The organism is Kribbella sp. CA-247076, from assembly GCF_050942445.1.
GTDB lineage: Bacteria > Actinomycetota > Actinomycetes > Propionibacteriales > Kribbellaceae > Kribbella.
The window spans coordinates 6,817,871-6,841,957 of the sequence record NZ_CP192051.1 but is presented as its reverse complement, the minus strand read 5'-3'; the positions used below and the strand labels follow the sequence as shown (position 1 = coordinate 6,841,957).

Below are 24,087 nucleotides of genomic sequence, written 5' to 3'. Positions count from 1 at the left end.
TCACAAGCTCCTAGAGTAAGAAGAGCCGCCGGCCGTCAAGACCGCGGCCGTGGAGAACCGTTCCCAGGAGAATTGTGACGCGTGCCAGCAGCCGTCGCCCCGGCCCGCCGACGAGAACCGAACGCGGCATTCCCGAGGCGACTGTCGCGCGCTTGCCGGTGTACCTGCGGGCGCTGACCGCGCTGTCGGACAACGGGATCGCCACCGCGTCCAGCGAGGACCTGGCGACCGCCGCCGGGGTGAACTCGGCCAAGCTCCGCAAGGACCTGTCCTACCTGGGCTCCTACGGCACCCGCGGCGTCGGCTACGACGTCGAGTACCTGCGCTACCAGATCGCCCGCGAGATCGGCGTCACCCAGGACTGGGCCGTGGTCATCGTCGGGATCGGAAACCTGGGCCACGCGCTGGCGAACTACTCCGGCTTCGGCACCCGCGGGTTCCGGATCGTCGCGCTGCTGGACGCCGACCCGAACCTGATCGGCGAGCGGATCGGTGACATGGAGGTCCGCGACTTCGCCGAGATCGAGGACATCGTCAAGGCCGACCGGGTCTCGATCGGTGTCATCACCACCCCCGCCGGCCCGGCGCAGGAGGTGTGCGACCGGCTGGTCGCGGCCGGGGTGACCAGCATCCTGAACTTCGCGCCGGTGGTGCTGTCCGTGCCCGACGGCGTCGACATCCGCAAGGTGGACCTCTCGATCGAGTTGCAGATCCTGGCGTACCACGAACAACGAAAGTCCGGAGAGGCGGCGCTCCCCCCGGTGCCCGAACTACCAGCGATGAACGGTCTCACCGATCTGCCGAGCGTCGGGGGAGGTGTCGGCGCATGAGCTATCTGGTCGTCGGGATCAGCCACCGCTCCGCCGACATCAACGTCCTCGAGCGGGTGGCGCTCGACGCGGACGCGGCGACCAAGCTGGCCCTGGCCGTCAAGCACACCCCGGCCGTCTCGGAGTCCGCGGTGCTCGCCACCTGCAACCGGACCGAGGTCTACGCGTCCGTCGACCGGTTCCACGCGGGCATGGACGAGGTCACCGCGATCCTGTCCGACATCACCGGCGTACCGCTGCTGGACCTGGCCGAGCACCTCTACGTGCACTTCGAGGAAGGTGCGGTCGCGCACCTGTTCCAGGTCTCGGTCGGGCTGGACTCGATGGTCGTCGGCGAGAGCCAGATCCTCGGCCAGGTGAAGGAGTCGCTGCGCGTCGGCCAGGACCTGGAGACCGTCGGCACCGGTCTGAACGCCGTCTTCCAGCACGCGTTGCGGGTCGGCAAGCGCGCCCGCGCGGAGACCGGCATCGACTCCGCCGGACGGTCGGTCGTCTCGGCCGGCCTCGACGCGGTGGGTGGCTTCGAGGGCCGCCGCGCGCTGATCGTCGGCGCCGGCTCGATGGCGTCGCTGGCCGCGCAGACGCTGCTGAACGGCGGCGCGAAGAGCGTGACCATCGCCAACCGCAACTACGACCGCGCGGTCGCGCTGGCCGAGCGGGTCGGCGGGTCGGCGATCCAGCTCGCGGCCGTTCCGGATGCGCTGGCCGAGGCGGACCTGGTCGTCTCGTGCACCGGCGCGCGCGGCGTCGTACTGACCGAGGAGATGATCCGGAACGCGTCCGACGGGCGGCCGATCGGCGTACTCGACGTCGCCCTGCCGCGGGACGTCGCGCCCGAGGCGGCGCGCATCCCCGGCGTCACCCTGGTCACGCTGGCCGACCTCGCCGGCACGGCGGGCGGCAGTGAGGACGACATCGACGAGGTACGCCGGATCGTCGCGGAGGAGACCGGGTCGTTCGAGGCCACCCGCCGGGCCGCGTCGGTCGCGCCGACCGTGGTCGCGCTGCGGGCGATGGCGACCGAGCTGGTCGAGGCCGAGCTGGCCCGGCTGGACCGGAAGCTTCCCGGCCTGGACGACACCCAGCGCCACGAGGTGGCCCGGACCATCCGTCGCGTGGTCGACAAGGTGCTGCACACGCCGACCGTGCGGGTGAAGGAGTTGGCGGCCGACCCCGGCGGGCCGACGTACGCCGACGCCCTGCGCGAGCTGTTCGCGCTCGATCCGGCCACGGTGGACGCGGTCACGGCCGCGAAGACACCGGAAGAGACCAGCAAAACCCGCGCCGACGCGACCGGAGGTGACCGCTGATGATCAGGCTCGGTACGCGGCGGTCCGCCCTGGCGACCGCGCAGGCGACCTGGGTGGCCGACCGGTTGCGGGCCCTGGGCCACGACGTCGAGCTCGTCCCGATCGTCACCACCGGCGACGTCAACCGCGCGCCGCTGGAGCAGATCGGCGGCACCGGCGTCTTCGTCAGCGCGCTGCGCGACGCCCTGCTGGCCAACGAGATCGACATCGCCGTGCACTCGCTCAAGGACCTGCCGACCGCGCCGGTCGACGGGCTGTCCATCGGCGCCGTCCCGGTGCGCGAGGACCCGCGAGACGTACTGGTCGCCCGGGACGGGCTGACCCTCGGCGAGCTGCAGCGCGGCGCCCTGGTCGGCACCGGCTCACCCCGCCGGGTCGCCCAGCTGGACGCGCTCGGCCTCGGCCTGGAGTGCACCGGGATCCGCGGCAACGTGGACACCCGGATCGGCCTGGTGGCCGAGGGCAAATTGGACGCGGTGGTGCTGGCAAGGGCAGGGTTGTCCAGGTTGGGACGGCTCGCCGAGGTGACCGAGACCCTGGATCCGATCCAGGTCCTGCCGGCTCCCGGACAAGGTGCCCTGGGCATCGAGTGCCGGGCGGAGGACACCGCGGTACTGGCCGCGCTGGCACCACTGGAGGACCCGGCCACCCGGGCAGCGGTGACGGCGGAGCGGCAGATGCTGGCGACGCTCGAGGCGGGATGCACGGCTCCGGTCGGTGCGCTCGCCGAGGTGGTCGAAGGTGAGGACGGGCCGGAGCTTTGGCTACGGGGAGCGCTCGGCCAGGAGGACGGCGTACGACGGCTGTCGGCCAACGGGCCGGTGGACGACCCGGTGGCACTCGGCAAGGCGCTGGCGAACGAGTTGCTGGAGCAGACATGACACCGGCACAGGGCACGACGGCCAAGAAGACGAGCAGGACGAGGACGAGGGCGAAGGCAGACGTGAGCAGCGCGAAGACAGCGGCCACCGCGGCACCTCAGAACGTGCCGGCCAAGGCGGCCGCCACCAGCACGGTCAAGCAGACCAGACCACTCGGCCACGTCACGTTCGTCGGTGTCGGGCCGGGCGACCCCGCCCTGCTGACGCTGGCCGGCCGCGACGTCCTGGCGAACGCCGACGCCGTCGTCGTCGAGGGCCCCGAGCACGACGCGTTCCTGGCGTACTGCAAGCCGGGCGTCGAGGTGATCGACGGCAGCGGCGCCGAGGGCAGCCGGGCGCTGCGGGTCGCCGCCCGGGCCCGGCTGGTGGTGAAGACGGCCAAGTCCGCGGCGAACGTCGTCCGCCTGCTGACCGGTGACCCGTTCACCTTCTCCAGCGGTGCCGAGGAGGCGGCCGCGTGCCGGAAGGCGGGCATCGGCTTCAACATCGTCCCCGGTGTCAGCGAGGTCAGCGCGGTCCCGACGTACGCGGGGATCCCGCTGACGATGAAGGGCGACCGCGAGGTCACCGTCCTCGACCTGGCCGAGGCCAAGCTCGACCTGACCCGGCTGCACCCGAAGCAGACCCTGGTGCTGCTGAACGCGGCCGAGGTCCTGAAGGAGACGGTCGCAGCCCTGGTCGAGGCCGGCTTCGACGCCGGTACGCCGGTGGCCGCGACGGTCGGCGGTACGACGACCTCGCAAACCAGCGTGGTCGGCACACTGGAGACGATCGTTGCCGACCTGCGCGCGGCCAAGGTCACCGGCGAGCCCGTGGTCGTGGTCGGCGCCGTGGTCGAGCAGCGCGAGGCGCTGTCCTGGTTCGAGACCAAGCCGCTGTTCGGCTGGCGGATCCTGGTCCCGCGGACCAAGGACCAGGCGGGCCCGTTGATGGACCGGTTGCGGCGGTACGGCGCGATGCCGGAAGAGGTCCCGACCATCTCGGTCGAGCCGCCGCGCAACCCGCAGCAGATGGACAAGGCGATCCGCGGCCTGGTCGAGGGCCGGTACGAGTGGGTCGCGTTCACCTCGGTCAACGCGGTCAAGGCGGTCCGGGAGAAGTTCGACGAGTACGGCCTGGACGCGCGGGCGTTCTCCGGGCTGAAGATCGCCGCGGTCGGCGACAAGACCGCCGAGGCGATCGGTGCCTGGGGCATCCGCCCGGACCTGGTCCCGTCCGGTGAGCAGTCGGCCGCCGGGCTGGTCGAGGACTGGCCGCCGTTCGACGAGGTGCTGGACCCGATCAACCGGGTGTTCCTGCCGCGGGCCGACATCGCCACCGAGACCCTGGTCGCCGGGCTGACCGATCTCGGCTGGGAGGTCGACGACGTGACGGCGTACCGGACCGTGCGGGCCGCCCCGCCGCCCGCGCCGACCCGCGAGGCGATCAAGTCGGGCAAGTTCGACGCGGTCGTGTTCACCTCGTCCTCGACCGTGCGCAACCTGGTCGGCATCGCCGGCAAGCCGCACGCGTCCACGGTGATCGCGGTCATCGGCCCGGCCACCCTGAAGACCGCCGAGGAGCACGGCCTGCGGGTCGACGCAATGGCCGAGTCGCCGTCCGCCGAGGAGCTCGCCGACGCCCTGGCCCGGTTCGGTGCGGACCGGCGTGACACCATGGTCGAGGCCGGGGAGCCGGTCACCCGTCCGTCCGAGCGGCGCTCGGGTTCTCGTCGGAAGAGCTGACATGCCTGGATTCCCGGAAGTGAGGCCGCGGCGGCTGAGGTCGTCGGCGGCGGTGCGCAGACTGGTCGCGGAGACCACGCTCGAACCGCGGCAGCTGATCCTGCCGATGTTCATCCGGGAGGACGCCCGCGAGCCGATCGCGATCCGGTCCATGCCGGGCGTGTACCAGCACACCCGGGACACCGCCCGGAAGGCGGTCGCCGAGGCGGCTCAGCTCGGACTCGGTGGCGTCATGCTGTTCGGCGTACCGTCGTCCAAGGACGAGGTCGGGTCGGGCGGAATCGATCCGGACGGGATCCTGAACGTCGCGATCCGGGACGCGGTCGCCGAGGCCGGTGACGCGCTGCTGGTCATGTCGGACCTCTGCCTGGACGAGTTCACCTCGCACGGGCACTGCGGCGTACTCGACTCCGCCGGCCGCGTGGACAACGACGCGACCCTGAAGCTCTACGCCGAGATGGGCGTCGCCCAGGCCACCGCCGGCGCGCATGTCGTCGGCCCGTCCGGGATGATGGACGGCCAGGTCGGGGCGGTGCGTACGGCGCTCGACGCGGCCGGCTTCCAGGACACCGTCATCCTGGCGTACGCCGTCAAGTACGCGTCGGCCTTCTTCGGCCCGTTCCGCGAGGCCGTCGACTCGTCGCTGCAAGGCGACCGGAAGACGTACCAGCAGGACCCCGCCAACGCCCGCGAGGCGCTGCGCGAGGTCGACCTGGACATCGCCGAAGGCGCCGACATCGTGATGGTGAAGCCGGCGCTCGCCTACCTGGACATCATCCGGCAGGTCCGGGACCACGTCGACGTACCCGTTGCCGCGTACAACATCTCCGGCGAGTACGCCATGGTCGAAGCCGCCGCCGCCAACGGCTGGATCGACCGCGACCGCGCCATCCTCGAAACCCTCACCGCCATCCGCCGAGCCGGCGCCGACACCATCCTCACCTACTGGGCAACCGAAGCAGTCCACCTCCTCAGATAGCCCGCCTAAGGTGTGTGCCCGGCCGGCCCTCCAGCCCGCCAAAGGTGTACCCGGCCGGCCCTCGCCTGCCATCGTGTCCGCGCGGCGTAGTCCTCGTGAAGCGCGCTAGGCATGCTGGCCAGGGTGGGCATCGCGGCGAGGAACGCTACCTGCCATGCGCCACCCGCAACGTGCCAACACAACCCGCGGCTCGCACTCCCCGGCGATCCGCTACTCGCCGTCCGCGCGCACCCCGTCGCCGGCTTGCCGTCCGCGCGCAACCCGTCGCCGGCTCGGCGCCGCCGCATCCCATCGCCGCGGCGCCGTCCTGCCCGCCCGGGCGTGGCCGGCCGCGGCGAGCGCGCCTGCCGCTGCTCAACCCGCGCGATCCGTGCCGAGGAATCCACGAGCGGAGATCACCCGTCGTGGGTGGCAGCGGGCGGTCCGGGGGTCCTCGCCCTGTATGTCAGCGGCGCCGCCCCGTCAGGGTGACTCGGCAGCCAACCGGGTGCGCTGCAGATCTTCGGCGGACTTGATCCGGATGGAATTCTCGTCGGCTTCTGGGGGTTCGAAGTCGGCGAGGTGTTGGTTCAGTACGGCGTCGGTGACATCGCGTCGGCGCGGATCGAGTTGATTGTCGGCCCGGCGACGGCGGACGGTCGCGTGGTCGACGTCGACGTACAGCAGGATGAATTCGGCCCCGGCGCCGATGGCCAGTGAGCGCCAGCCGTCGCGGAGGGCTCGCAGGGAACTGGTGTCGTCGATGACGACGGACCGTCCTGAGCCGAGGAGCCCGCGGACCTCTTCCCTCGCGAGCTCATGAGTACGGACCCACTCCTCGACGGGAATCCCGTCGCCACCCCACAATCCACGGCGCTCGTTGATCTCATCGAGACTCACAACGCCCGCGGACAACCTCGGCGCCAAGGCTCGCGCGACCGTACTCTTGCCAGAAAACGCGGTCCCACACAGCAGCACCACCCTGACACCCGATCCCATCCCCACATCCAATCGGCCCACCCGACACGAAGGCAACGCAGTTATCCAGACTCCACAACCCATGGAGGCCTGCCGAGCCCTCGCCGCACGTCGTGGCGTCGTGCCGATTGGCGGTGTGGCCAAACTGCCGGACCGCTGCCGAACATCCGCGAGATGGCCCTGACCATCTGGCCCACTCTGGGCGTGTGATCGTTGCTCCCGGCAACTCGCTCGATGTGCAGCAGGAGCCTCGATGCTCTGTCTTGGCACTGTGTCAGCGCGGCAGGGTTCAACGAATTCGAGGTTCGGCTGTCGCGGTGCGCGCGGAGACAGCGGACCGCAAGCGGTTGCGGCTGGGTCTCGGTGCAGTGTTTCGCTCCGTGTCAGCGCGGTGGGGACTGGCGGCTTTGAGGTTGGCTGTCGCGGTACGCGCGGGTGGTGGTCAAGCGGAGGCGGTTGCGGCCGGGTCCGTGTTGTTCGTTGTCGGCGTGCCATCGGGCAGTGGTTCGCCCCACGGGTCGAACGGCTTGGTCGGGGCCGACGGGCGCGGGAAGTGTCCGCCGGGTGGCTGACCTGTTGGCGCGCTCGACGGGCGCGGCCAGGGAGTAGGTGACGTTGCTTGCCGCGGGCCAGTTTGGGGCGCGATGTCTGTCGCATCGGTCTCTCCCCAGGGATCGAAATGAGCCGTTGGTCGCATGTCACCTGGGCCTACGCCGACTGGGCGTGCGCTGCCTTGGCGCTCGTCGCCGCGTACGTCGACTGGATGCACGCTGCCTGTGCACTCGGCGACCGGATGCACGCTGTCTGGGTGCGCGCTGCTCGGGCGGGCGTCGACTGGGGGCGATTTCGGTGAGGTGGGTGCAAGGTAGGAGGGGATCGGGGTGGTGGGTGGGCGGTATCTGCCTTGTGGGATTGGAGTGGGATTCGTCCAAGTGGGGCGGGTGACCTGGACGACGCCGTCGACGATGCGGATCCGCCAGTGGCCGGAGTGCAGGTCGTTGTGGTGCCGCCGGCAGAGCAGCACCAGGTTGCTGACGGCGGTTATGCCACCGTCGAGCCACGACACGACGTGGTGGGCGTCGCATTTGATCGGTGGTGCGCCGCACACGACGCAGCCTTTGTCGCGGGCGTTCAAGGCGCGTCGCATGGGGCGGGTGACGAGGCGTTGGCTGGTGCCGACGTCGAGTGGCTGCGATTTGGAGCCGAGCACGATGGGGAGGATCTCGGCGTCGCAGGCCAGGCGGCGTACGACCGCGGCGGACAGGTCATCCCCGAACACGAGGGCGCCGGTTGCGTTCGCGGTCGCAGCCTTGAGGGATTCGAAGTCGATGGTCACGCTGATCTGCGCCTTCGGCCCATACCCAGCGACGTACCCATGACCCTTCTCGTGTCCCACAGCCTGGCCGTCGCGCAGACTGTCGCGCGCTTCCTCGCCGTCGTACACATCGTCGGCATCGCGTGCACGCTCGCCGTCGTCTGCACGCTGGCCTGGACGCTCGCGGTGGGCTTCAGGTTCGCGGTGACCTTCGTGGCCGCCACGACTGGGCGCGGTCGTTGCGGCGGTTGGGCGAGGCTCGATGGTGCCGAGCAGCGTGCCGACGGCATTGTCCGCCGCCCGGCCGTCCCCTGCCTTGCCAGCTGCGGTGTTGGGGGTTGGGGTTGGGTTGGCGGCGGTGGTGAGGATGGTGGTTAGGGCGTCCGCCTGGCGTTTGTCGCGTGGGCGTGGGTCTAGCTCGCCGTCGATTGTCTTGTGGGGCTTGGCGTGGGCGTGGATCAGGGTGCGGAAGAGTTCGGCGTTCTCGTTGGCCAGGTAGCCGCGGAACGTGAGGCCTCGGTCGGCGGTTTTCAGGGTGAGGGATTCGCGGTCGTACGCCTTCTGTTCGTCCGGCTCGGGGCCGTCGGGGTCGAGGATGTCGCGGATCTTCCGGCCGGCGCGGCGGAGCTCGGACGGGGTGTGGGTTGCGGCCAGGTCGATCAGTTGGCGTTCGGCGAATTCGAGGTTCTCGGTCGACACCGTCGCGGGGACCTTGTCCAGGACCGACATGATCGCTTCTGCATGAGCCGGATGAACCCGCCAGCCTCCACGCAGCCCGGAGCCGGCGGCATCGAGGCCACCGAGGCCGGCCCCGTTGGCGGCCGGGCTGTTGAGAGTCTCGGCGTCTTCGGTGTCCAGGCTGCCCAGTGGCCCGGCAGCCGCGTCGGCGTTGTTGGCGTCGTCGGGGTTGCCGGGAGTGGTGGGTTGGGCGGTGGCCGGATTCGCGAAAGGGGTTCTGGGGTCGGGGAGGGCGGCGTTGGTGGCTGGGTGTCGGTCGAGGCTGGTGGCGACGCGTACGTCGCGGCGGGCTTCGGCGGTGTCGATGCGGTAGCGCTGGGAGAGGAGGCGGGCGGTGTCGCCGGCGCCTAGCTCCTTGGCGTAGCCGGAGCGCTCGAGGTCGGCGATGAGGTGCAACCTGTACGTCGCCAGCCTGGCCTGCTCGGCGAGGACCGCGTCGAGGGTCGACAGCTTCTCGCTGTCGCTCATCGACCAGGCGGGCCGTTCGCCGAGGATCTCCATGCCCATCACTGTAGACATGCCCACCGACAGTTTTCGAGCTCGAGATCCCTTATTTTCAAGGAGGATCGGCTACGTGAGGTTGTCCACAGCTTCGTGTTCTGTGGATAAGTCATCCACAACTGCAGGGTTGTTGCTGCGGGCAAGTAGTCGAATGGACGGCGCCGTACGGCGGGCGTAGCATGAAGCGGAGGTTGGCGTTGGAGGTTGTCGGCGAAGCCCTGCTGCCCGGCAATCTCCGGGGGTGGGCCTGTGGCGGGATACAGTCGTGCGTCGACTGTTGTTGCTGAGAAGGAGGTTTCGTCGTGCCGGAACTGCCATCGGACGGGGCCCCAGAGGATGATCGGGGCGAGGGCGTGGAACTGCCGGACGAGCAGGCGCCGGATGCGGATCTCCGGGCCGCGAGGAGGGAGATCCAGGCGGTCGGTACGAGTCTGAGGGACGCGCTGGCGGCCGACGACGCCCTCGCCGCGGGCGGCGAGCAGACGAACTCGGCGGGCGGCGTGCAGGGCAACGCGGCGGGTGGCGTGCGGGGCGACAGTCAGGGTGAGGTGGGTCGGTGAGTACGCCGGCTGACGAGCGAGCCGCGGTGCAAGCCCGGGAGCATGCCGGCAACCTGGCCGAGATGACGGTGAACGCGGTCACCTCGGCGCGCGCGTCGCTGGAGAGCGCTGCCGAGCTCACCGACCAGGTGGACCGTCGGCTGCGCTGGGCCGAGGACGACATCGCCTCGGTCGCGGGGATGGCCAACCGGGTGCGGGACGCCGAGAACACGGAAGACGCCGAGGCGATCCTGCGGAACGCGCGGTACGCAGCCGACGAGATCCGCGAGAGCCTGCGACGCGGGCAGGGCGGCGTCGCCGAGGTCCGTGAGCACCTGGAGCAGGGGGCGCGTTCCCTCGCGGCCGGTCGGCAGTTCATGGATGAGCTCGACTCGATGCCTGGGCAGCGGTCCGAGGTGAATGATCAGCTGCGGACGCGGCTGGTGGCTCTCAGTCGCGCGGTGGACGATGCGATGGAGGGGACCGATCGGACCAACCAGCGTCTGGCCGCTGCCCGGGAGAACCTCGAGCCGCTGCTGAACGTACCTGGTGCGATCGAGGACCAGGACCGGACCGCGCGGGTCGTCCAGGAAGCCGGCACGGAGGCCGAGTACGCGGTCGGTACCGCACGCCGTGGGCTTGGTGAGCTGCGCGAAGGCTTCGAGAACACGTCCCCGGATGCCCGGCGGATCGCGCACGACAGTGACGAGCTGGCGACTGCGATTCGTGCCGGGACGAATCCGACGCAGCCGTCGGAGCAGACCAAGGCGGGTGCCACCGCCGAGGACCCACGACGTGCCTGGTCCGAAGGCCGCGACCCGAGCAAGACCCTCGACCTCTAGCACGCGTCCCCAGGGCTGCCTCTGGCGCAGTTAAGCGAGGCCGCCGAGCCGTCAGGCACGCAGAGCATGCCAGTCCACGCAGCGCGCGAGGTGTGCGAAGGCGGACGTTCAGCACCAGTACGGCGGGCCGCGCGAGCCGGTCTGTTGGCGGGCTGCGGCCGGGCGCGGGCAGGACGCCTGCGGGTCGGGGTGGGGCAGGCTCGTGGAGGACGCGTGCGGGCCGGCGTGCAGTTGACCGGTCCCGGCAGGACGCCTGCGCCGACGTGTGTGGGCCGGGCTCGGTGGAGCGCGTCTGTGGGCCGGGGTGGGTAGGTCTGGTCCCGTGTAGCGCCGTCTGTGGGGCGGTGTGTGTAGGGCGGGCCCGCGTTGGGTGCGGAGGTGGTTAGGTGGGGCGGTGGATGGTGTAGTCGGATTGGGTGAAGCCGGCTTTGAGGGTTCGGGTGGCGTTGTGGGTGAGGGGGATGTCGGTGTCCAGGTCGCCGAAGAGGGGGATGCCGGCGCCTAGGAGGACGGGGGCGGTGGTGATGGTGAGCTCGTTCAGGAGGCCGGCTCGGAGGAAGGTCTGGATGACTCGGCCGCCGTCGGTGTAGATGCGTTTGGCGCCGCGGTCGTTCAGCGTCTCGACCAGGCCGTCCAGCGTGCGGTGGACGAGGATGCGTTCGTCGGCGTCCGCGGCGAGCGTCGTACTGAGGACTTCGACGTGCTTGCCCTCGTACGGCCAGAAGTCGAAGGTGAGTGCCTTCTCGTAGGTGTTCCGGCCGAGTACGACGGTGTCGACGGACGCCATGAACTCGTCGTACCCGGTGTCCCCGGCCTGTTCGGCGCGCGAGGTGAGCCAGTCGATGGACCCGTCCGGGCGGGCGATGTAGCCGTCGAGACTGGTGGCGATGAAGACAGCCGCATGGAAGCTCACGCCACCAGTTTTCCACAGCGGGAAGATGTCAGTAGCCGGTGACATCCGGCCAGGTGAGCTCGACGCCCTGGGCAACCAGCCGGGACTGGAAGTCGCCGAGCAGCGCCGGCGTGTTGCGGACCGCGCGCGGGCGGACACCGCGGTCGAGGCAGTACGCCGCGAGCAGTCCGGCGGCCTCGCCGATGTTCCACTCGACCGGGTGCAGCCGGTAGCAGCCGTTGGTGATGTGGGTGGTGCCGAGGTTCTTGTTCGCCGGCAGCAGGTTCTCCACCCGGCGCGGGATCAGCGCCCCGAGCGGGATCCGGAACGGGCTGCTGGCCACGTCGATGTAGTTGTCCCCGCCGGTCGACGGGTGCAGGTCGATCCGGTACATCCCGACGCCGACGCTGTCGTCGTACTCGACCGCGCCGCTCGAGCCGCGGACCGCGACCGCCAGGTCCTGCTCGACGACCGTGTACTCCGCTTTGATGCGACGCGACTCGCGGATGTACGGCGCCTGGGCGAGACCGTCGGTCCCGAGCAGGTCGCCGCGCATCCGCAGCCCGGGAAACCCGGTGCCGCCGTCGGGTCGCGGCGCCTCGGTCTGCAGCCAGTAGAAGACGGCCTGGGACAGCTCCTTCGCCGCCGCCAGATGCTGGTCCGCGTCGGGTACGTCGATCACCGGGCCCTCGAAGTAGTCGATCATCGGCCAGTTCACCAGGCAGATGTCGCTGGCGTACGCACCCGGCTCGAAGTGCCGGCGGGCCGCGATCCGGCGGAACGTCCACAGGTTTGTGTCGCCGCCGGTCCGGCGCTGGTCCGCGACCACCGCGAGCGGGTCGTCGTCCGGGTTCGGCGTGAAGGTCCGCGGGGAGGCGGTCAGGGTTCGCGGGTCGGGCGCCGTCCAGGACAGCAGCCGATCACCCCAGAACGACGGCTGGTAGTCGCGCCAGAACGAGTAGTTCGCCGGCTCGTCCCCGACCAGGTCGCCGTCGACGTGATCAATGGCGAAGCAATACGAGACCGCCTGCATGTTCAGCGGCTGCGCCTCGGCCGGCGCGCTCGGCTCGCCGGTGTCGCTCTGCGACTCGAAGCCGGTGACGTACTCCGTCCCGGTCAGCGGCAGCAGCTCGCCGGTCTCGGTCGCGTCCAGGATGTACGGCGCCGTGATCGTCAGCTGCTCGTCGGTGTCGCGATGCCGCACGGTCACCGCGCTGACGCGATCGCCATCGGTGTCGGCGGCGACCGGCCGGAAGGGCTGGAGCACCCGCAACCGCCCGCTCGACCGGTACGGCGCGAGCATTCCCTCCAGCACCGCCAGCGCGACCCGCGGCTCGTGGCAGAGCTTGGACACGTACCCGGCGCCCGGGTTGAGCTGCACAGCCGCCCGTGACGCGGACGTCAACGGGTAGTGGCGCCGGTAGTAGTCGCGGATCCCCTCGCGGAGTGCGCGGTACGACGCGGTGACGCCGAACTGCTCGACCCAGGTGTGCTCGTCCGGGGGCACGGCCTGGCTGGTCAGCTGTCCGCCGAGCCAGTCGAACTCGTCGGTCAGCACGACCGAGCGACCGGCGCGCACGGCCGACAGAGCCGCGGCCACACCGCCGAGCCCGCCACCAACTACCAGAACGTCTGTCTGCATTACGTACCCTTCGGTGCGATCAACGTGGTGCCTTCGGTCAGTTCGCACGGCAGCAGCCGTTGCGTGCCTGCCTCGGCCCGGCCGCTCAGGATGGCCTCGAGCAATTCGGTGGCCTGGCTGCCCATCTCCTGGCGGGGGACGTGGAAGCCGCTGAATTCGATGCCGGTCGTGGCCGGCCGGGTCGCGTCGCCGAGCGCGATCACGGACAGGTCGCCGGGAACGTCGACGCCGCGGTCGGCGGCCGCGTCGGCCAGCGCGACCGCGTCCGCCCGCTCCTCGACGAAGACCGCGGTGATCCGCGCGTCCACCAGCGTGCCGAGCACCTCGGCCGCGGGTCGGTCGGTCGGCACGTGCCGCGCCCGGCGTCCCGCTGTACGACGGAAGCCGCGCAGGCGATCCGTGGACGACTCGGCGCCGGCACCGGGACCGACGTACGCGACCCGGCGGTGGCCGAGCGCGAAGGCGCGCTCGACCAGGGCCGAGGTGGCCGACCCGTAGTCGGCGCCGACGTACGGAACCGGGCCGCCGGCATCGTCGCGCCGGCCGACGGAGACGAACGGATAGTCCTCGGCGATCAGCCGGGCCAGCTCGTCACCGGGGATCCGGCGGCCGAGGAGCAGGCAGCCGTCGGCGATCCGGAGCCGGTTGTTCTCGTGGAAGATGCGCCGCTGGCCGGACGTCACCGGCGCGCTGGTGAACAGCAGCAGGTCCCAGCCGAGACGCTCGGCGCAGTCCTCGATCCCGGCCAGGAACGGGTGGTAGAAGTCGCCGGTCGAGCTCGGGAACACCGATTCGTAGGTGAACACGCCGAGGATCTGGTTGCGCTGCTCGACCATCCGGCGGGCGAGCGGGTCGGCCTGGTAGCCGGTCTCCCGGATCACCTCGAGCACCCGCTCCCGGGTCTCAGGAGGTACGCGCACGGCGCGGTTGTTCAGCACCAGCGACACGGTCGTCTGGCTCACCTTCGCGAGCCGGGCGATATCGCGCTGCGTGAGCCGGGCGCTCGGCATTCGATCAACCTTCAGTAGTAATACGTATTGCCGAACACCACCGTACGCCGATCGACCAGCAGCCTCCAACCCGGCCAACCAGGGATCGTGCAGGGTTCGTCCGGATGGTCCCGCTGTGTCCGGCCGAATACGGTCGGAGCATGAGAGCGGTGGCGCAGGCGCGATACGGCGGTCCGGACGTGCTCGAGGTGCGAGAGACCGAGCAGCCCGGCCCTACCGGGGATCAGGTGGTCGTCCGGGTGCGGGCGGCGTCGGTGAACGCCCGCGACTGGCACGTCATGCGCGGCGATCCGTACGTCGCCCGCCTGATGGATCCGGGATCGTTCGGGCTCCGCGCACCCAAGAACGTGCTCGGCACGGACTTCGCCGGTGTCGTGGAGGCCGTCGGGCCGGACGTCACCCGCCTCAAGCCCGGGGACGAAGTGTACGGCGAGGCGCCGGGAGCGTTCGCGGAGTACGTCGTGGCGCCCGAGAGCGTGGTCGACGACAAGCCGGCCAACCTGACCTTCGAGCAGGCGGCCGCGATGCCGCTCGCCGCGAACACCGCCCTGACAGGACTGCGCGACGTGGCACAGGTCAAGGCCGGTCAACGCCTCGTCATCAACGGCGCCTCCGGTGGCGTCGGGACGTTCGCCGTACAGATCGCCAAGGCGCTCGAGGCGCACGTGACCGCGGTCTGCAGCACGCGGAACGTCGACCTGATGCGATCGCTCGGCGCCGACCAGGTCGTCGACTACTCGCGCGACGACTTCACCCGGCAGCGGTACGACGTCGTCCTCGACCTGGTGGGGAACCGGTCACTCGGCGACCTGCGACGGGCGCTGACGCCGGAGGGCGTGCTCGTCCTGTCCGGCGGGGGAGTGTTCCGCGGCGGCAGTGTGTTCGGGCCGGTCGGCCTGATCATGCGCGGTGCCCTGCTGTCCCGCTTCGTCCGGCAGCGAATCGTCACCTTCGACGCGAAGCCCAGTGTGGACAGCCTCACCGCACTCCGGACGATGGTCGAGGCCAGGCAGTTGATCCCGGCCATCGACCGCACCTACCCACTCGCTGAGATCGCCGAAGCCCTACGGTACGTCGAGACCGAGCACGCCCGCGCCAAGGTCGTGATCACGGTCTAGAAGGTACGTAGCCGCAGCGTCTGCCGGCCAGGTGTGCGGCCGGTGAGGTACACCCGCTGACCGTCCGGTGTCAGGCTGCCGCCGAGGTAGGTGTAGCGCTCGCCCGGATCCATGGCGACGCGCGCATCACCATTGCCGGGGCCGAACGAGATCCGGTCGGAACCGACGGTGTACGTGCCGGTCCCGGACACGAGCTGATAGTTGCCCGGAGCACTCAACGCCTCCACGCCGGACAACGTAACGCCGGTGCGGAAGCAGAGCTCGATCGCGTACGCCGTCTCGTCGCCGTCGAACTCGAACGCCAGGTCCCAGCCGTCGCCGACCTCGACGATCGTCACCTCGGTGCGCAACCTGCGGTAGTGCTTCGGGCGGTGCGGAAAGTCCATCGACGCGTAGAACCGGCCGTCCGGGGTCAGTGCGTAGCGACCGTCCTCCCGGCGGTATCGCTTCGGCAACGGCAGGTGGTACGGCACCTTCACCTCCTGCGCCAACTTGTAGGTCCGCGGCCCGACCCGGCGCATTCCGTCGCTGCGGAAGTGCCCGGTGCTGAAGAACTGCGGCGACAGCCGGACCGAGTCGAGGATCGCGGAACCGCTGCGCAGCTTGAAGAACGTCGGGTTCGTGGACAACCCGGACGCGATCACCGGGATGTCGTGGAAATCCGTCCCGCCGAAGACTGACGCGGTCCTGGAGCCGCGGCGGATCCGGGCCGACGCCTGGGACGGGAAGTGCCGGGCGAAGTCCGTCGGCAACGGCTCCGGCGTCGGCAGCACCGCGGCGAGCTCCGGCCGCTCCAGCACCTCGGCCAGGAAGTCGCCGAGCTCACCGGTGCCACGTTGCTCGATGCTCTTGGCAACAGTCGAGAAGCGTCCGTCGCCGGTGTGCAGGGCGAGCTCGCGGAACTGCGTCAGGTACCACCAGACCTCGCGGATCCGGGTCTGGTCCTGCCGCCGGGACGCGATCGTGTCGACCTCGCCGTTCGGCTCGAGGAAGGACAGCGTCGCGTCCAGGTTGCGTCGCACGTACTCGAGCAGCTCCGGCTTGTTCCGCACCCAGGCGATCGCGAGCAGGCAGTGGTTCGTCACCTCGGACGCGTACGTCGAGCTGCGTTCGGAGTAGATGCCGTCCGGGGTCGCGTCGATGCCCTCGTCGAGCCAGTCGTCGATCCGGGCGGCGTACCGGCGGTCCGGGAACAGGTGGTGCGTGCGCGCGAGCGCGGCCGCGATCTCCCAGCGGTGGTTGGGCGTGTGGACCCCGCCGGTCGCGATGGCCGGCCCGGCCTTCCGCAGTACCTTCGCCAGGATCGCGCGGTGCGGCTCGGTGGCCGGCTGGTCGTCGGCGTCGAGCAGTCCGTAGACCATCGCGACGTCCTGGATCGCGAACGAGCTGTCCGGCGGCGAGTGCAGGTTGCCGACGTCGTACAGGCCGTCCTCGTGCTGGCGGGCGGCGAGCTGCTCGGCCAGCCACTGCAGCGGTGCCAGCAGCGACGCGTCGTGGTGGTACGACGACCTGCCCCAGACGTACCCGGACACCAGGCGCCGGGCCTTGCGGGCGACGGTCCGGACGCTGTCGGACGGGTTCTGCAGGTTGGCCAGCACGACCGGGATCTGGGCCTGGTTCGCGGTGGTCAGCAGCGTCAGGAAGTCGTCGTCGACAGGAGCCGCGTCCGCGCCCGCCGCGGTGGCCGGCAAGAGCGCGCCGGCCGACAGCGTGGTGAGCGAGCCGGCGAGGAACGTACGACGATGCATCGGGTTCTCCCAGGGGATCGAACCAGCTGACTTGGTAAGCGGTTGCCGAAACGTCCGTAACTGTGTCCGTGGGGCTTTGTCCTGTCAAGACTTCGCAGCTGACCGCATCCGGTCAGGCGGAGGCGACGCAGAGTCTTGTGTGAACCGGTTTCTTGGACTAATTTGACCGGCCAAGGCAAGCGCTTTCCGCTGGCCTGGGAGGTTTCTGGAGGTAAGAAAGTATGAGTGCGCTGGGCGAGCTCGGTTCGCTCCGCGGCAAGAAACCCGCAGGGCAGAAGAAAGACAATCTGGCCGCGTATCTGTTTCTGGCGCCGTGGCTGCTCGGGCTGTTCCTGATCACCATCGGGCCGATGCTGGCCTCGCTGTACCTGTCGTTCACGGACTACAACCTGATCCAGGCGCCCCAGTGGATCGGGTTCGAGAACTTCACCCGGATGCTGTCCGACGAGCGGCTGCACAACTCGCTCCGGGTCACGTTCACGTACGTGTTCGTCTCGGTGCCGCTGCAGTTGGCGGTCGCCCTGCTGCTGGCGGTCGTCCTCGACCGCGGTGTGCGCGGGATGGCGTTCTACCGCTCGGTCTTCTACCTGCCGTCCCTGCTCGGCTCCAGCGTCGCGATCGCGATTCTGTGGCGGCAGGTGTTCGGCACCGAGGGTCTGCTGAACCAGGTGCTCGCGCTGGTCGGTATCGACGGCAAGGGCTGGATCTCCGATCCGAGTACGGCGCTCGGCACGCTGGTCGTGCTGAACGTGTGGACGTTCGGCTCGCCGATGGTGATCTTCCTGGCCGGCCTGCGGCAGATCCCGACGATGTACTACGAGGCCGCGTCGGTGGACGGCGCCGGCGTCCTCGGCCGGTTCTTCCGGATCACGCTGCCGCTGCTGACGCCGATCATCTTCTTCAACCTGGTGCTGCAGATCATCCACGCGTTCCAGTCGTTCACCCAGGCGTTCGTCGTCTCCGGGGGAACCGGCGGGCCGTCGGACTCGACCATGTTCTTCACGCTCTACCTCTACGACCGGGGCTTCGGCAATTTCGACATGGGCTACGCGTCCGCGATGGCGTGGTTCCTGCTCGTGATCATCGGGGTCTTCACCGCGGCGAACTTCTTCGCCTCGAAGTACTGGGTGTTCTATGACGACTGAGACGATGCGCGGCACGGTCGCCGCCCGGAGCACGGCCGGCCTGACCTGGGCGCGGATACGGCCGGCGGTGATCCACGTCGCGCTGGCGGCCGCCGCCCTGGTGATGCTCTACCCGGTGATCTGGATGGTGGTCAGTTCGCTGCGGCCGGGCAACGAGATCTTCCGCGAACCGAGCATCCTGGTGCGCGACCTGCACATCGACAACTACCGGGTCGGCTGGAACGCGCTCACCGAGCCGTTCACCCGCTACCTGCTGAACTCCGCGGCGGTGGTGTTCGGCTCGGTGCTGGGCAACCTGGTGTCCTGCTCGATGGCGGCGTACGCGTTCGCACGGCTGGAGTTCACCGGCAAGAAGCTCTGGTTCGCGATCATGCTGCTGAGCATCATGCTGCCGATCCACGTGGTGATCGTGCCGCAGTACATCCTGTTCTCGCAGGCCGGCTGGATCAACACGTTCCTCCCGCTGGTCGTGCCGAAACTGCTGGCCACCGACGCGTTCTTCGTCTTCCTGATGGTGCAGTTCATCCGCGGCATCCCGCGCGAGCTGGACGAGGCCGCCCGGATCGACGGCTGCGGCCGGGGCGGCATCTTCCTGCGGGTGATCCTGCCGCTGATGGTGCCGGCGCTCGCGACCACCACGATCTTCACGTTCATCTGGACCTGGAACGACTTCTTCAGCCAGCTGATCTACCTGACCGACCCGAAGATGTACACCGTCCCGGTGGCCCTGCGGTCGTTCGTCGACGCGACCGCGGAGTCCTCGTGGGGCTCGATGTTCGCGATGTCGGTCGTCTCCCTCGTTCCCATCTTCCTCGCTTTCCTGCTCGGCCAGCGGTTCCTGATCAAGGGCATCGCCACCACCGGCATCAAGTAATCCCTGAAAGGTGCACATCATGAGGCCGCACATCCCACCCACCGCGGGCCGGCGCCTGCGAACCATGGCCGCTGTCGCGATCGCGTCCGGCCTGCTCGCCGTCAGTGCCTGCGGCGGCGACTCCGGCGGTCCCGGCGGCGATTCCGCCGACGGCGGCGAGGTCACCCTGCGGTTCACCTGGTGGGGTGGTGACACCCGGACCAAGCTGACCCAGCAGGCGATCGACGCCTACCAGAAGGACCACCCGAACGTGAAGATCAAGGGTGAGTTCGGCGAGTGGTCCGGCTACTGGGACAAGCTCGCCACCACGGTCGCCGCGAACGACGCGCCGGACATCATCCAGATGGACGAGAAGTACCTTCGTGAGTACGCCGACCGCGGCGCGCTGCTCGACCTGAAGAAGGCCGAGGGCCTGGACACCGGCAAGTTCGAGGAGGACACCCTCAAGGCCGGTGAGTTCGACGGCGGACTGTACGGCCTGAACGCCGGCATCAACTCGTTCGCGATCGTGGCGAACCCCGCCGTCTTCAAGGCGGCCGGTGTGGCCATGCCGGACGACACCACCTGGACCTGGGACGACTACACCCGGATCGCCGCCGAGCTCAGCACCAAGCTGGCCGGCAAGGGCTGGGGCACCGGTGCCCCCGGCACCAACGAGGCCGCACTGAACCTGTGGGCCCGCCAGCACGGTGAGTCGCTGTGGACCCAGGACGGCAAGCTCGGCGTCTCGGCCGAGCAGGTGACCGCGTTCTACCAGCAGGTCCTCAAGCTGCGGGACGCCAAGGCGATCCCGTCCGCCGAGTTCGTCTCCCAGGACATGAACGCCGCGCTCGACCAGTCCGCGATGGCCACCGGCAAGCTGGCGATGAGCTGGATGTGGAGCAACCAGCTGAACGCGATGAGCAAGGCGGCCGGCAAGGAGCTCAAGCTGCTCCGCGTGCCGAGTGTCGAGGGCAAGGCCGAGGCGAACGGGTCCTACTACAAGGGCTCGATGTTCTGGTCGATCTCGTCGCGGTCGAAGCACCAGAAGGAGGCCGCCGAGTTCGTGAACTACCTGGCCAACAGCACCGCGGCGGGTAACATCCTGCTGGCGGAGCGGGGCGTGCCGCCGAACACCGAGATCCGCTCGGCGGTGACGCCGAAGCTGCAGCCGGCCGACGCCGCGTCGGCCAAGTTCATCCAGGACATCGGCAAGGAGCTCGGCGACCCGTCGCCGGCGCCGCCGGTGGGTGGTGGTCAGGTGGAGAAGATCATCCAGCGGTACACCACCGAGGTGCTGTTCGGCCGGCAGACGCCGGACAAGGCCGCGCAGGGATTCATCGACGAGGTCAACGGGGAGCTCAAGTAAGTGTTGCTGATGGCAACTGATTGCCGATGACGCCCCGGGTGGCCGTGGCAGGGGTCCACGGCCACGGGGCGTCCCACGTCCGGAACGTCGCGCGGCTGGCCGAGACCGGCCGCGCCCGCCTGGTCGCCGTCGCCGACCCTCGGCCGGCCGAGGGCCTGCCCACCGGCGTCCAGGTGTACGGCGGGCTCGACGAGTTGCTCGCGTCGACCGAGGTCGACGTGGTGATCGTCAGTACGCCGATCCAGACGCACGTCCCGCTCGCGGAGCTGGCGATGCGGGCCGGCGCCGACGTACTGCTGGAGAAACCGCCGACGGCGTCGCTGGCCGAGTTCGAGCGGCTGTCCGCGCTGGTCGACGAGACCGGCCGGGCGTGTCAGATCGGGTTCCAGGCGCAGGCGTCCACGGCGACGTTGAAGCTGGCGCAGATGGTGGCCGACGGCCGGTTCGGTGAGCTTCGCGGGATCAGTGCGGTCGGCAAATGGGTGCGGACGGCGCGGTACTTCCAACGGGCCCGCTGGGCGGGTCGCCGTACCCTCGACGGGGTCGCGGTGGTCGATGGCGCGGTGACGAACCCGCTGGCGCACTCGACCGCGGCCGCGTTGCTGCTCGACGGGTCGACCGGCGTGGACGACGTACGGTCGGTGGAGACCGAGCTGTTCCGGGCCAACGCGATCGAGTCCGACGACACGACGACGGTCCGGGTCGTGACCGGCCGGGGTACGCCGATCCTCGTGGCGGTCACGTTGTGCGCGACGGAGCACCTCGAGCCGCAGGTCATCGTGCACGGCTCGACCGGTCGCGCAGTCCTGAAGTATGCCTCGGACACACTCGAGATCTACGAGGGCAGCTGTCTACAGGCCCGCAAGTATGAGCGGGAAGACCTGCTGGAGAACCTGCTCGCCCATCGCGCGGATCCCGCCGTGCCGCTGTACGTGCCGGTCTCCGCGACCGGTGGGTTCACGAAGGTCGTCGAGGCGGTCCGCGTCGCGGCGGCACCGCGCGAGATCCCGCCGGCGCTGATCCGGTGGGAAGGGGAAGGCCTCGACCGCCACCCGATCGTGCAGGACGTCGAGTCGTGGATCGACCGCGCCTCCGACGAACTGGCCCTCTTCAGCGAACTGGGAGCGCCCTGGACCGCGTGACGACGGCCAACAGTTGACGCGTCAGAGAAGCTGGCCGGCTGCCTTCCTCAGTGCGGTCAGCTCTCGGTCGGCCCAGCCCTCGGTGCGGGACTCGGCGCCGCGGAAGCGCGGTTTGTCGATCAGGTGGAAGCGCAGGTTCGCGATCCGCGCGGCGACGCCAAGGTAGGGGATGGCGGCCTCGTCGTCGGGGGTGATCGGGAGGCGGGTGCCGTAGCCGGCCTTGAAGTCCTCCCAGTACGGCGTCGACGCGACGCCGGTGAAGTCGGTGGCGCGGTAGCCGGGGCCGGCGAGGTCGAAGTCGTACAGCACGAGGTCGTTGCCGACGACGAGCAGATTGTCGAGGCTCACGTCGCCGTGGCAGATGCCGGGCCGCGGGGTGTACTGCGTGACGTTGTTCCGTACAGCGGCCATCAGGTCCCGGAGCAGGTTTTCCTCCGCGGATGCAAGATACGGGTGAAGATCGTCGAGGCTTTGTGACAGGTCGACGGGACCGCGCGGAAATTCGGACACATAGGAATCCGCCTTTTCGTGGAACTCGGCAACCAGTACGCCGAACTCCCGATACAGCTCCGGCTCGTACGGCGGTTTGCTCCCGTCGACGTACTCCTGCAGCACGAACGGCCGTGGTCCCTCGGGTGCGTCGAGCACTCCGACCGGGTCCCCGCCGGGCAGCGGAACGACCCGTGGTGTCCGCAGTCCGCGAGCGACCAGATGAGCCGCAAGCCCTGTCTCCCAACGGATCTCGTCCACCGCGCGGCCGTCGTACCGGTAGAGCTTGAGGACGTAGCGGGCGTCCGTGGTGGTGACCTCGTAGACGTCGTTCACCAGCGAGCGGAGCAGCGTGCAGCCGGTGAAGGCGAGGCCGTACCGATCGCTCAGGTACGTCGTCAGCGCGGTGGGCTCGGGCAGTGAACGCAATGTCGGAAGCACGACGACGAGCGTAGAACTCGCAGGTGTGAAGTCGGGACGGAGTGGGGAGGTTCGAGACGTTTCCGGATTCGCCTCCCCTTCGGGGGCCGGGAACCGGTAGCCTCTTGCAGCGCCCTAGGGGGAGGCCGCCGTACCATCACCCGACGAAACTGCCGGAGAGCCCAAACCGGTCAGGAGACCACGTCTTGCAGGAGAACACCAGCAACACCAGTACTGGCGAACTGGCGAACGTACCTCTTACCGGTGCGGACAAGGTCGCCTATGCGTTCTACGCCACTGCGGCCGCGGCCGCACTTGTCGGCCAGGTCTGGGCCGGCGTGACCCATATCCCCTGGCCGGAGACCGGCTGGTCGACGGTCCTCAAGATCGCCGTCGTCACCCCCGCGGTGGCCGTGCTCGAGCTCGGTGGTGTGGCCACCGCCGCGCTCGCCGACCTGCGCCGGCGCAAGGGTGAGCAGGCCTACGCCTACCGCGCGATGTCGTTCTTCGCGGCCCTGGTCGCGGTCGTCTTCAACGTGGTCGGCCACTGGCGCCCGGAGGAGCGGTTCCTCGCCTTCGGCTTCGGCGGCCTGTCCGCGTTCGCCTACGTGCTCTGGCTGATCCACAGCTCGGCCCGTCGTCGCGATGCGCTGCGCCGCGCCGGGCAGATGCGTGAGACCGGCCCGGTGTACGGCGTCGTGCAGTGGATCCGCGAGCCGAAGGTCACCTGGCTCGCGCGGTCGCTGGCGATCGAGCACGGGTACGGCCTGTACGAGAGCCTCCGCGCCGCCCAGCACCAGATCCGCAACCGGAGCCGCCGGGAGGCGATCGCCGGGACCGTTGCCGAGTACATCCGTTCGGAGCACCAGGACGAGCGGCTGGCCAAGATCGCCGAGACGACGTACGACCCGGATCGGCTGGCCGGGATGCTCGAGGAGCGGATCAACTACGAGGTCATCACCAACAAGCTGACCAAGGCGATCTCGCCGCCGCCGGAGCAGACCGAGGAGCCGCGGGTGCCGGCCGCGGTGTGGGTGCTCGAGGGCGGGCAGCCGCGACCGCTGCGCGCGGACAGCACCGGCGTCTCGTTGCGCGACGAGGACGCCTGGACCGGTGAGCTGATGGCGATCGTCGACCAGACACCGGACCGCAACGACAACGACGAGCCGGTCGCCGAGGCGGTCGTGGTCGAGGACGAGAGCGAGCCGCAGCACGTCGTCCAGAACGGGACGGCGTCCTCGGCGGTGAACGGCAAGCTGAAGCCGTTCGCGCCGCAGCCGAAGGCCGAGCCGCTGGTGCAGAAGCCGCAGCCGCCGTCGCCGTTCGCGGACACCACCGACACCTCGCCGCCAGCGTTGATCACCACGCCCAAGGTCGAGCAGGTGCGGCCCACGCCGGAGCCGGTCGTCGTCCAGAAGACCGAGAAGGTCGAGGCGGACAAGCCGGCCGAGGACCAGCCGGAGCCGACCGCGCTGGAGAAGAAGCGGATGCGGGCGTACGCCCTGCTGTCGGACTGGCCGGACGGCCGCGAGCGGACCGCGAAGACGCTGGCCGACGCGATCGCGTCGAGCGAGCCGATGGCCGCGCGGTTCATCGAGCAGTACGAGACCGAGCACGGCGTCGTGTTCGCGTCCCAGAACTAG

At 69.7% G+C, this 24,087-nt stretch carries 20 protein-coding genes; 13 read left to right on the top strand and 7 right to left on the bottom strand.

Features of this window, described 5'->3' with window-relative positions; genetic code table 11:
- Window positions 1-74: 74 nt before the first annotated feature.
- Genes ACQPYZ_RS32580 through hemB form a run of 5 tightly spaced genes read left to right on the top strand, consistent with a single transcriptional unit; the run spans window position 75 to window position 5,724 of the window.
- Window positions 75-830 (top strand): redox-sensing transcriptional repressor Rex, encoded by a 756-nt coding sequence (locus ACQPYZ_RS32580; protein ID WP_433162812.1) that lies wholly within the window; start codon window positions 75-77, stop codon window positions 828-830.
- Window positions 827-2,140 carry a glutamyl-tRNA reductase gene (locus tag ACQPYZ_RS32575; protein ID WP_433162811.1) on the top strand — a complete coding sequence of 438 codons (1,314 nt, stop codon included), beginning with the start codon at window positions 827-829 and terminating at the stop codon, window positions 2,138-2,140. The genes ACQPYZ_RS32580 and ACQPYZ_RS32575 overlap by 4 nt, the downstream gene beginning before the upstream one ends.
- Window positions 2,140-3,021 carry a hydroxymethylbilane synthase gene (gene hemC, locus ACQPYZ_RS32570; RefSeq protein ID WP_433162809.1) on the top strand — a complete coding sequence of 294 codons (882 nt, stop codon included), beginning with the start codon at window positions 2,140-2,142 and terminating at the stop codon, window positions 3,019-3,021. Before ACQPYZ_RS32575 ends, hemC begins: the two co-directional genes overlap by 1 nt.
- The gene (locus ACQPYZ_RS32565) at window positions 3,018-4,745 is read left to right on the top strand and encodes a uroporphyrinogen-III synthase (protein ID WP_433162808.1); all 1,728 of its coding nucleotides are present in this window, start codon (window positions 3,018-3,020) and stop codon (window positions 4,743-4,745) included. Before hemC ends, ACQPYZ_RS32565 begins: the two co-directional genes overlap by 4 nt.
- 1 nt (window position 4,746) lies before the next feature.
- The gene (hemB, locus tag ACQPYZ_RS32560) at window positions 4,747-5,724 is read left to right on the top strand and encodes a porphobilinogen synthase (RefSeq protein WP_433162807.1); all 978 of its coding nucleotides are present in this window, start codon (window positions 4,747-4,749) and stop codon (window positions 5,722-5,724) included.
- A gap of 462 nt (window positions 5,725-6,186) precedes the next feature.
- Here the strand turns inward: hemB and ACQPYZ_RS32555 are convergent, their stop codons facing one another.
- Complete coding sequence (locus ACQPYZ_RS32555) at window positions 6,187-6,702, bottom strand: AAA family ATPase (protein WP_433162805.1); 516 nt, start codon at window positions 6,700-6,702, stop codon at window positions 6,187-6,189.
- A 421-nt stretch (window positions 6,703-7,123) separates the two neighbouring features.
- Window positions 7,124-9,235: a DUF222 domain-containing protein gene (locus tag ACQPYZ_RS32550; protein WP_433162804.1), complete on the bottom strand. Its 2,112-nt coding sequence runs from the start codon at window positions 9,233-9,235 to the stop codon at window positions 7,124-7,126.
- Window positions 9,236-9,588: 353 nt separating this feature from the next.
- Here ACQPYZ_RS32550 and ACQPYZ_RS32545 point away from each other — a divergent pair, with 353 nt between their 5' ends.
- Both ACQPYZ_RS32545 and ACQPYZ_RS32540 read left to right on the top strand, forming a co-directional pair.
- Entirely contained in the window at window positions 9,589-9,795 is a 207-nt protein-coding gene (locus ACQPYZ_RS32545; protein ID WP_433162802.1) for a hypothetical protein, read from the top strand.
- Complete coding sequence (locus ACQPYZ_RS32540; RefSeq protein ID WP_433162801.1) at window positions 9,792-10,616, top strand: hypothetical protein; 825 nt, start codon at window positions 9,792-9,794, stop codon at window positions 10,614-10,616. Before ACQPYZ_RS32545 ends, ACQPYZ_RS32540 begins: the two co-directional genes overlap by 4 nt.
- A 382-nt stretch (window positions 10,617-10,998) precedes the next feature.
- Here ACQPYZ_RS32540 and ACQPYZ_RS32535 read toward each other — a convergent pair whose 3' ends face one another.
- Genes ACQPYZ_RS32535 through ACQPYZ_RS32525 form a run of 3 tightly spaced genes read right to left on the bottom strand, consistent with a single transcriptional unit; the run spans window position 10,999 to window position 14,160 of the window.
- The gene (locus ACQPYZ_RS32535) at window positions 10,999-11,529 is read right to left on the bottom strand and encodes a dihydrofolate reductase family protein (RefSeq protein WP_433162799.1); all 531 of its coding nucleotides are present in this window, start codon (window positions 11,527-11,529) and stop codon (window positions 10,999-11,001) included.
- A 28-nt stretch (window positions 11,530-11,557) separates the two neighbouring features.
- Window positions 11,558-13,150, bottom strand: a complete 1,593-nt coding sequence (locus ACQPYZ_RS32530; protein ID WP_433162797.1) for an FAD-dependent oxidoreductase — start codon at window positions 13,148-13,150, stop codon at window positions 11,558-11,560.
- Entirely contained in the window at window positions 13,150-14,160 is a 1,011-nt protein-coding gene (locus ACQPYZ_RS32525; RefSeq protein ID WP_433162795.1) for a LacI family DNA-binding transcriptional regulator, read from the bottom strand. The genes ACQPYZ_RS32530 and ACQPYZ_RS32525 overlap by 1 nt, the downstream gene beginning before the upstream one ends.
- A 140-nt stretch (window positions 14,161-14,300) precedes the next feature.
- Between ACQPYZ_RS32525 and ACQPYZ_RS32520 the strand changes: the two genes are divergently transcribed.
- Complete coding sequence (locus tag ACQPYZ_RS32520) at window positions 14,301-15,278, top strand: NAD(P)-dependent alcohol dehydrogenase (RefSeq protein WP_433162794.1); 978 nt, start codon at window positions 14,301-14,303, stop codon at window positions 15,276-15,278.
- Here ACQPYZ_RS32520 and ACQPYZ_RS32515 read toward each other — a convergent pair.
- A complete protein-coding gene (locus ACQPYZ_RS32515; RefSeq protein ID WP_433162792.1) occupies window positions 15,275-17,026 on the bottom strand; it encodes a hypothetical protein in 1,752 nt (583 codons plus the stop codon). The two genes, ACQPYZ_RS32520 and ACQPYZ_RS32515, sit on opposite strands and share 4 nt — an antisense overlap.
- Window positions 17,027-17,247: 221 nt before the next feature.
- On the opposite strand from ACQPYZ_RS32515, the gene ACQPYZ_RS32510 reads away from it, so the two are divergent.
- Genes ACQPYZ_RS32510 through ACQPYZ_RS32495 form a run of 4 tightly spaced genes read left to right on the top strand, consistent with a single transcriptional unit; the run spans window position 17,248 to window position 21,535 of the window.
- The gene (locus tag ACQPYZ_RS32510; RefSeq protein ID WP_433162791.1) at window positions 17,248-18,171 is read left to right on the top strand and encodes a carbohydrate ABC transporter permease; all 924 of its coding nucleotides are present in this window, start codon (window positions 17,248-17,250) and stop codon (window positions 18,169-18,171) included.
- Entirely contained in the window at window positions 18,161-19,045 is an 885-nt protein-coding gene (locus tag ACQPYZ_RS32505) for a carbohydrate ABC transporter permease (protein WP_433162790.1), read from the top strand. Before ACQPYZ_RS32510 ends, ACQPYZ_RS32505 begins: the two co-directional genes overlap by 11 nt.
- A 19-nt stretch (window positions 19,046-19,064) precedes the next feature.
- Complete coding sequence (locus ACQPYZ_RS32500) at window positions 19,065-20,393, top strand: ABC transporter substrate-binding protein (RefSeq protein WP_433162788.1); 1,329 nt, start codon at window positions 19,065-19,067, stop codon at window positions 20,391-20,393.
- Between the two features lie 38 nt (window positions 20,394-20,431).
- Complete coding sequence (locus ACQPYZ_RS32495) at window positions 20,432-21,535, top strand: Gfo/Idh/MocA family protein (protein ID WP_433162786.1); 1,104 nt, start codon at window positions 20,432-20,434, stop codon at window positions 21,533-21,535.
- Between the two features lie 21 nt (window positions 21,536-21,556).
- Here ACQPYZ_RS32495 and ACQPYZ_RS32490 read toward each other — a convergent pair whose 3' ends face one another.
- Window positions 21,557-22,465 (bottom strand): phosphotransferase enzyme family protein, encoded by a 909-nt coding sequence (locus tag ACQPYZ_RS32490; protein WP_433162784.1) that lies wholly within the window; start codon window positions 22,463-22,465, stop codon window positions 21,557-21,559.
- 185 nt (window positions 22,466-22,650) lie between these two features.
- Between ACQPYZ_RS32490 and ACQPYZ_RS32485 the strand changes: the two genes are divergently transcribed.
- Window positions 22,651-24,087 (top strand): hypothetical protein, encoded by a 1,437-nt coding sequence (locus ACQPYZ_RS32485; protein WP_433162783.1) that lies wholly within the window; start codon window positions 22,651-22,653, stop codon window positions 24,085-24,087.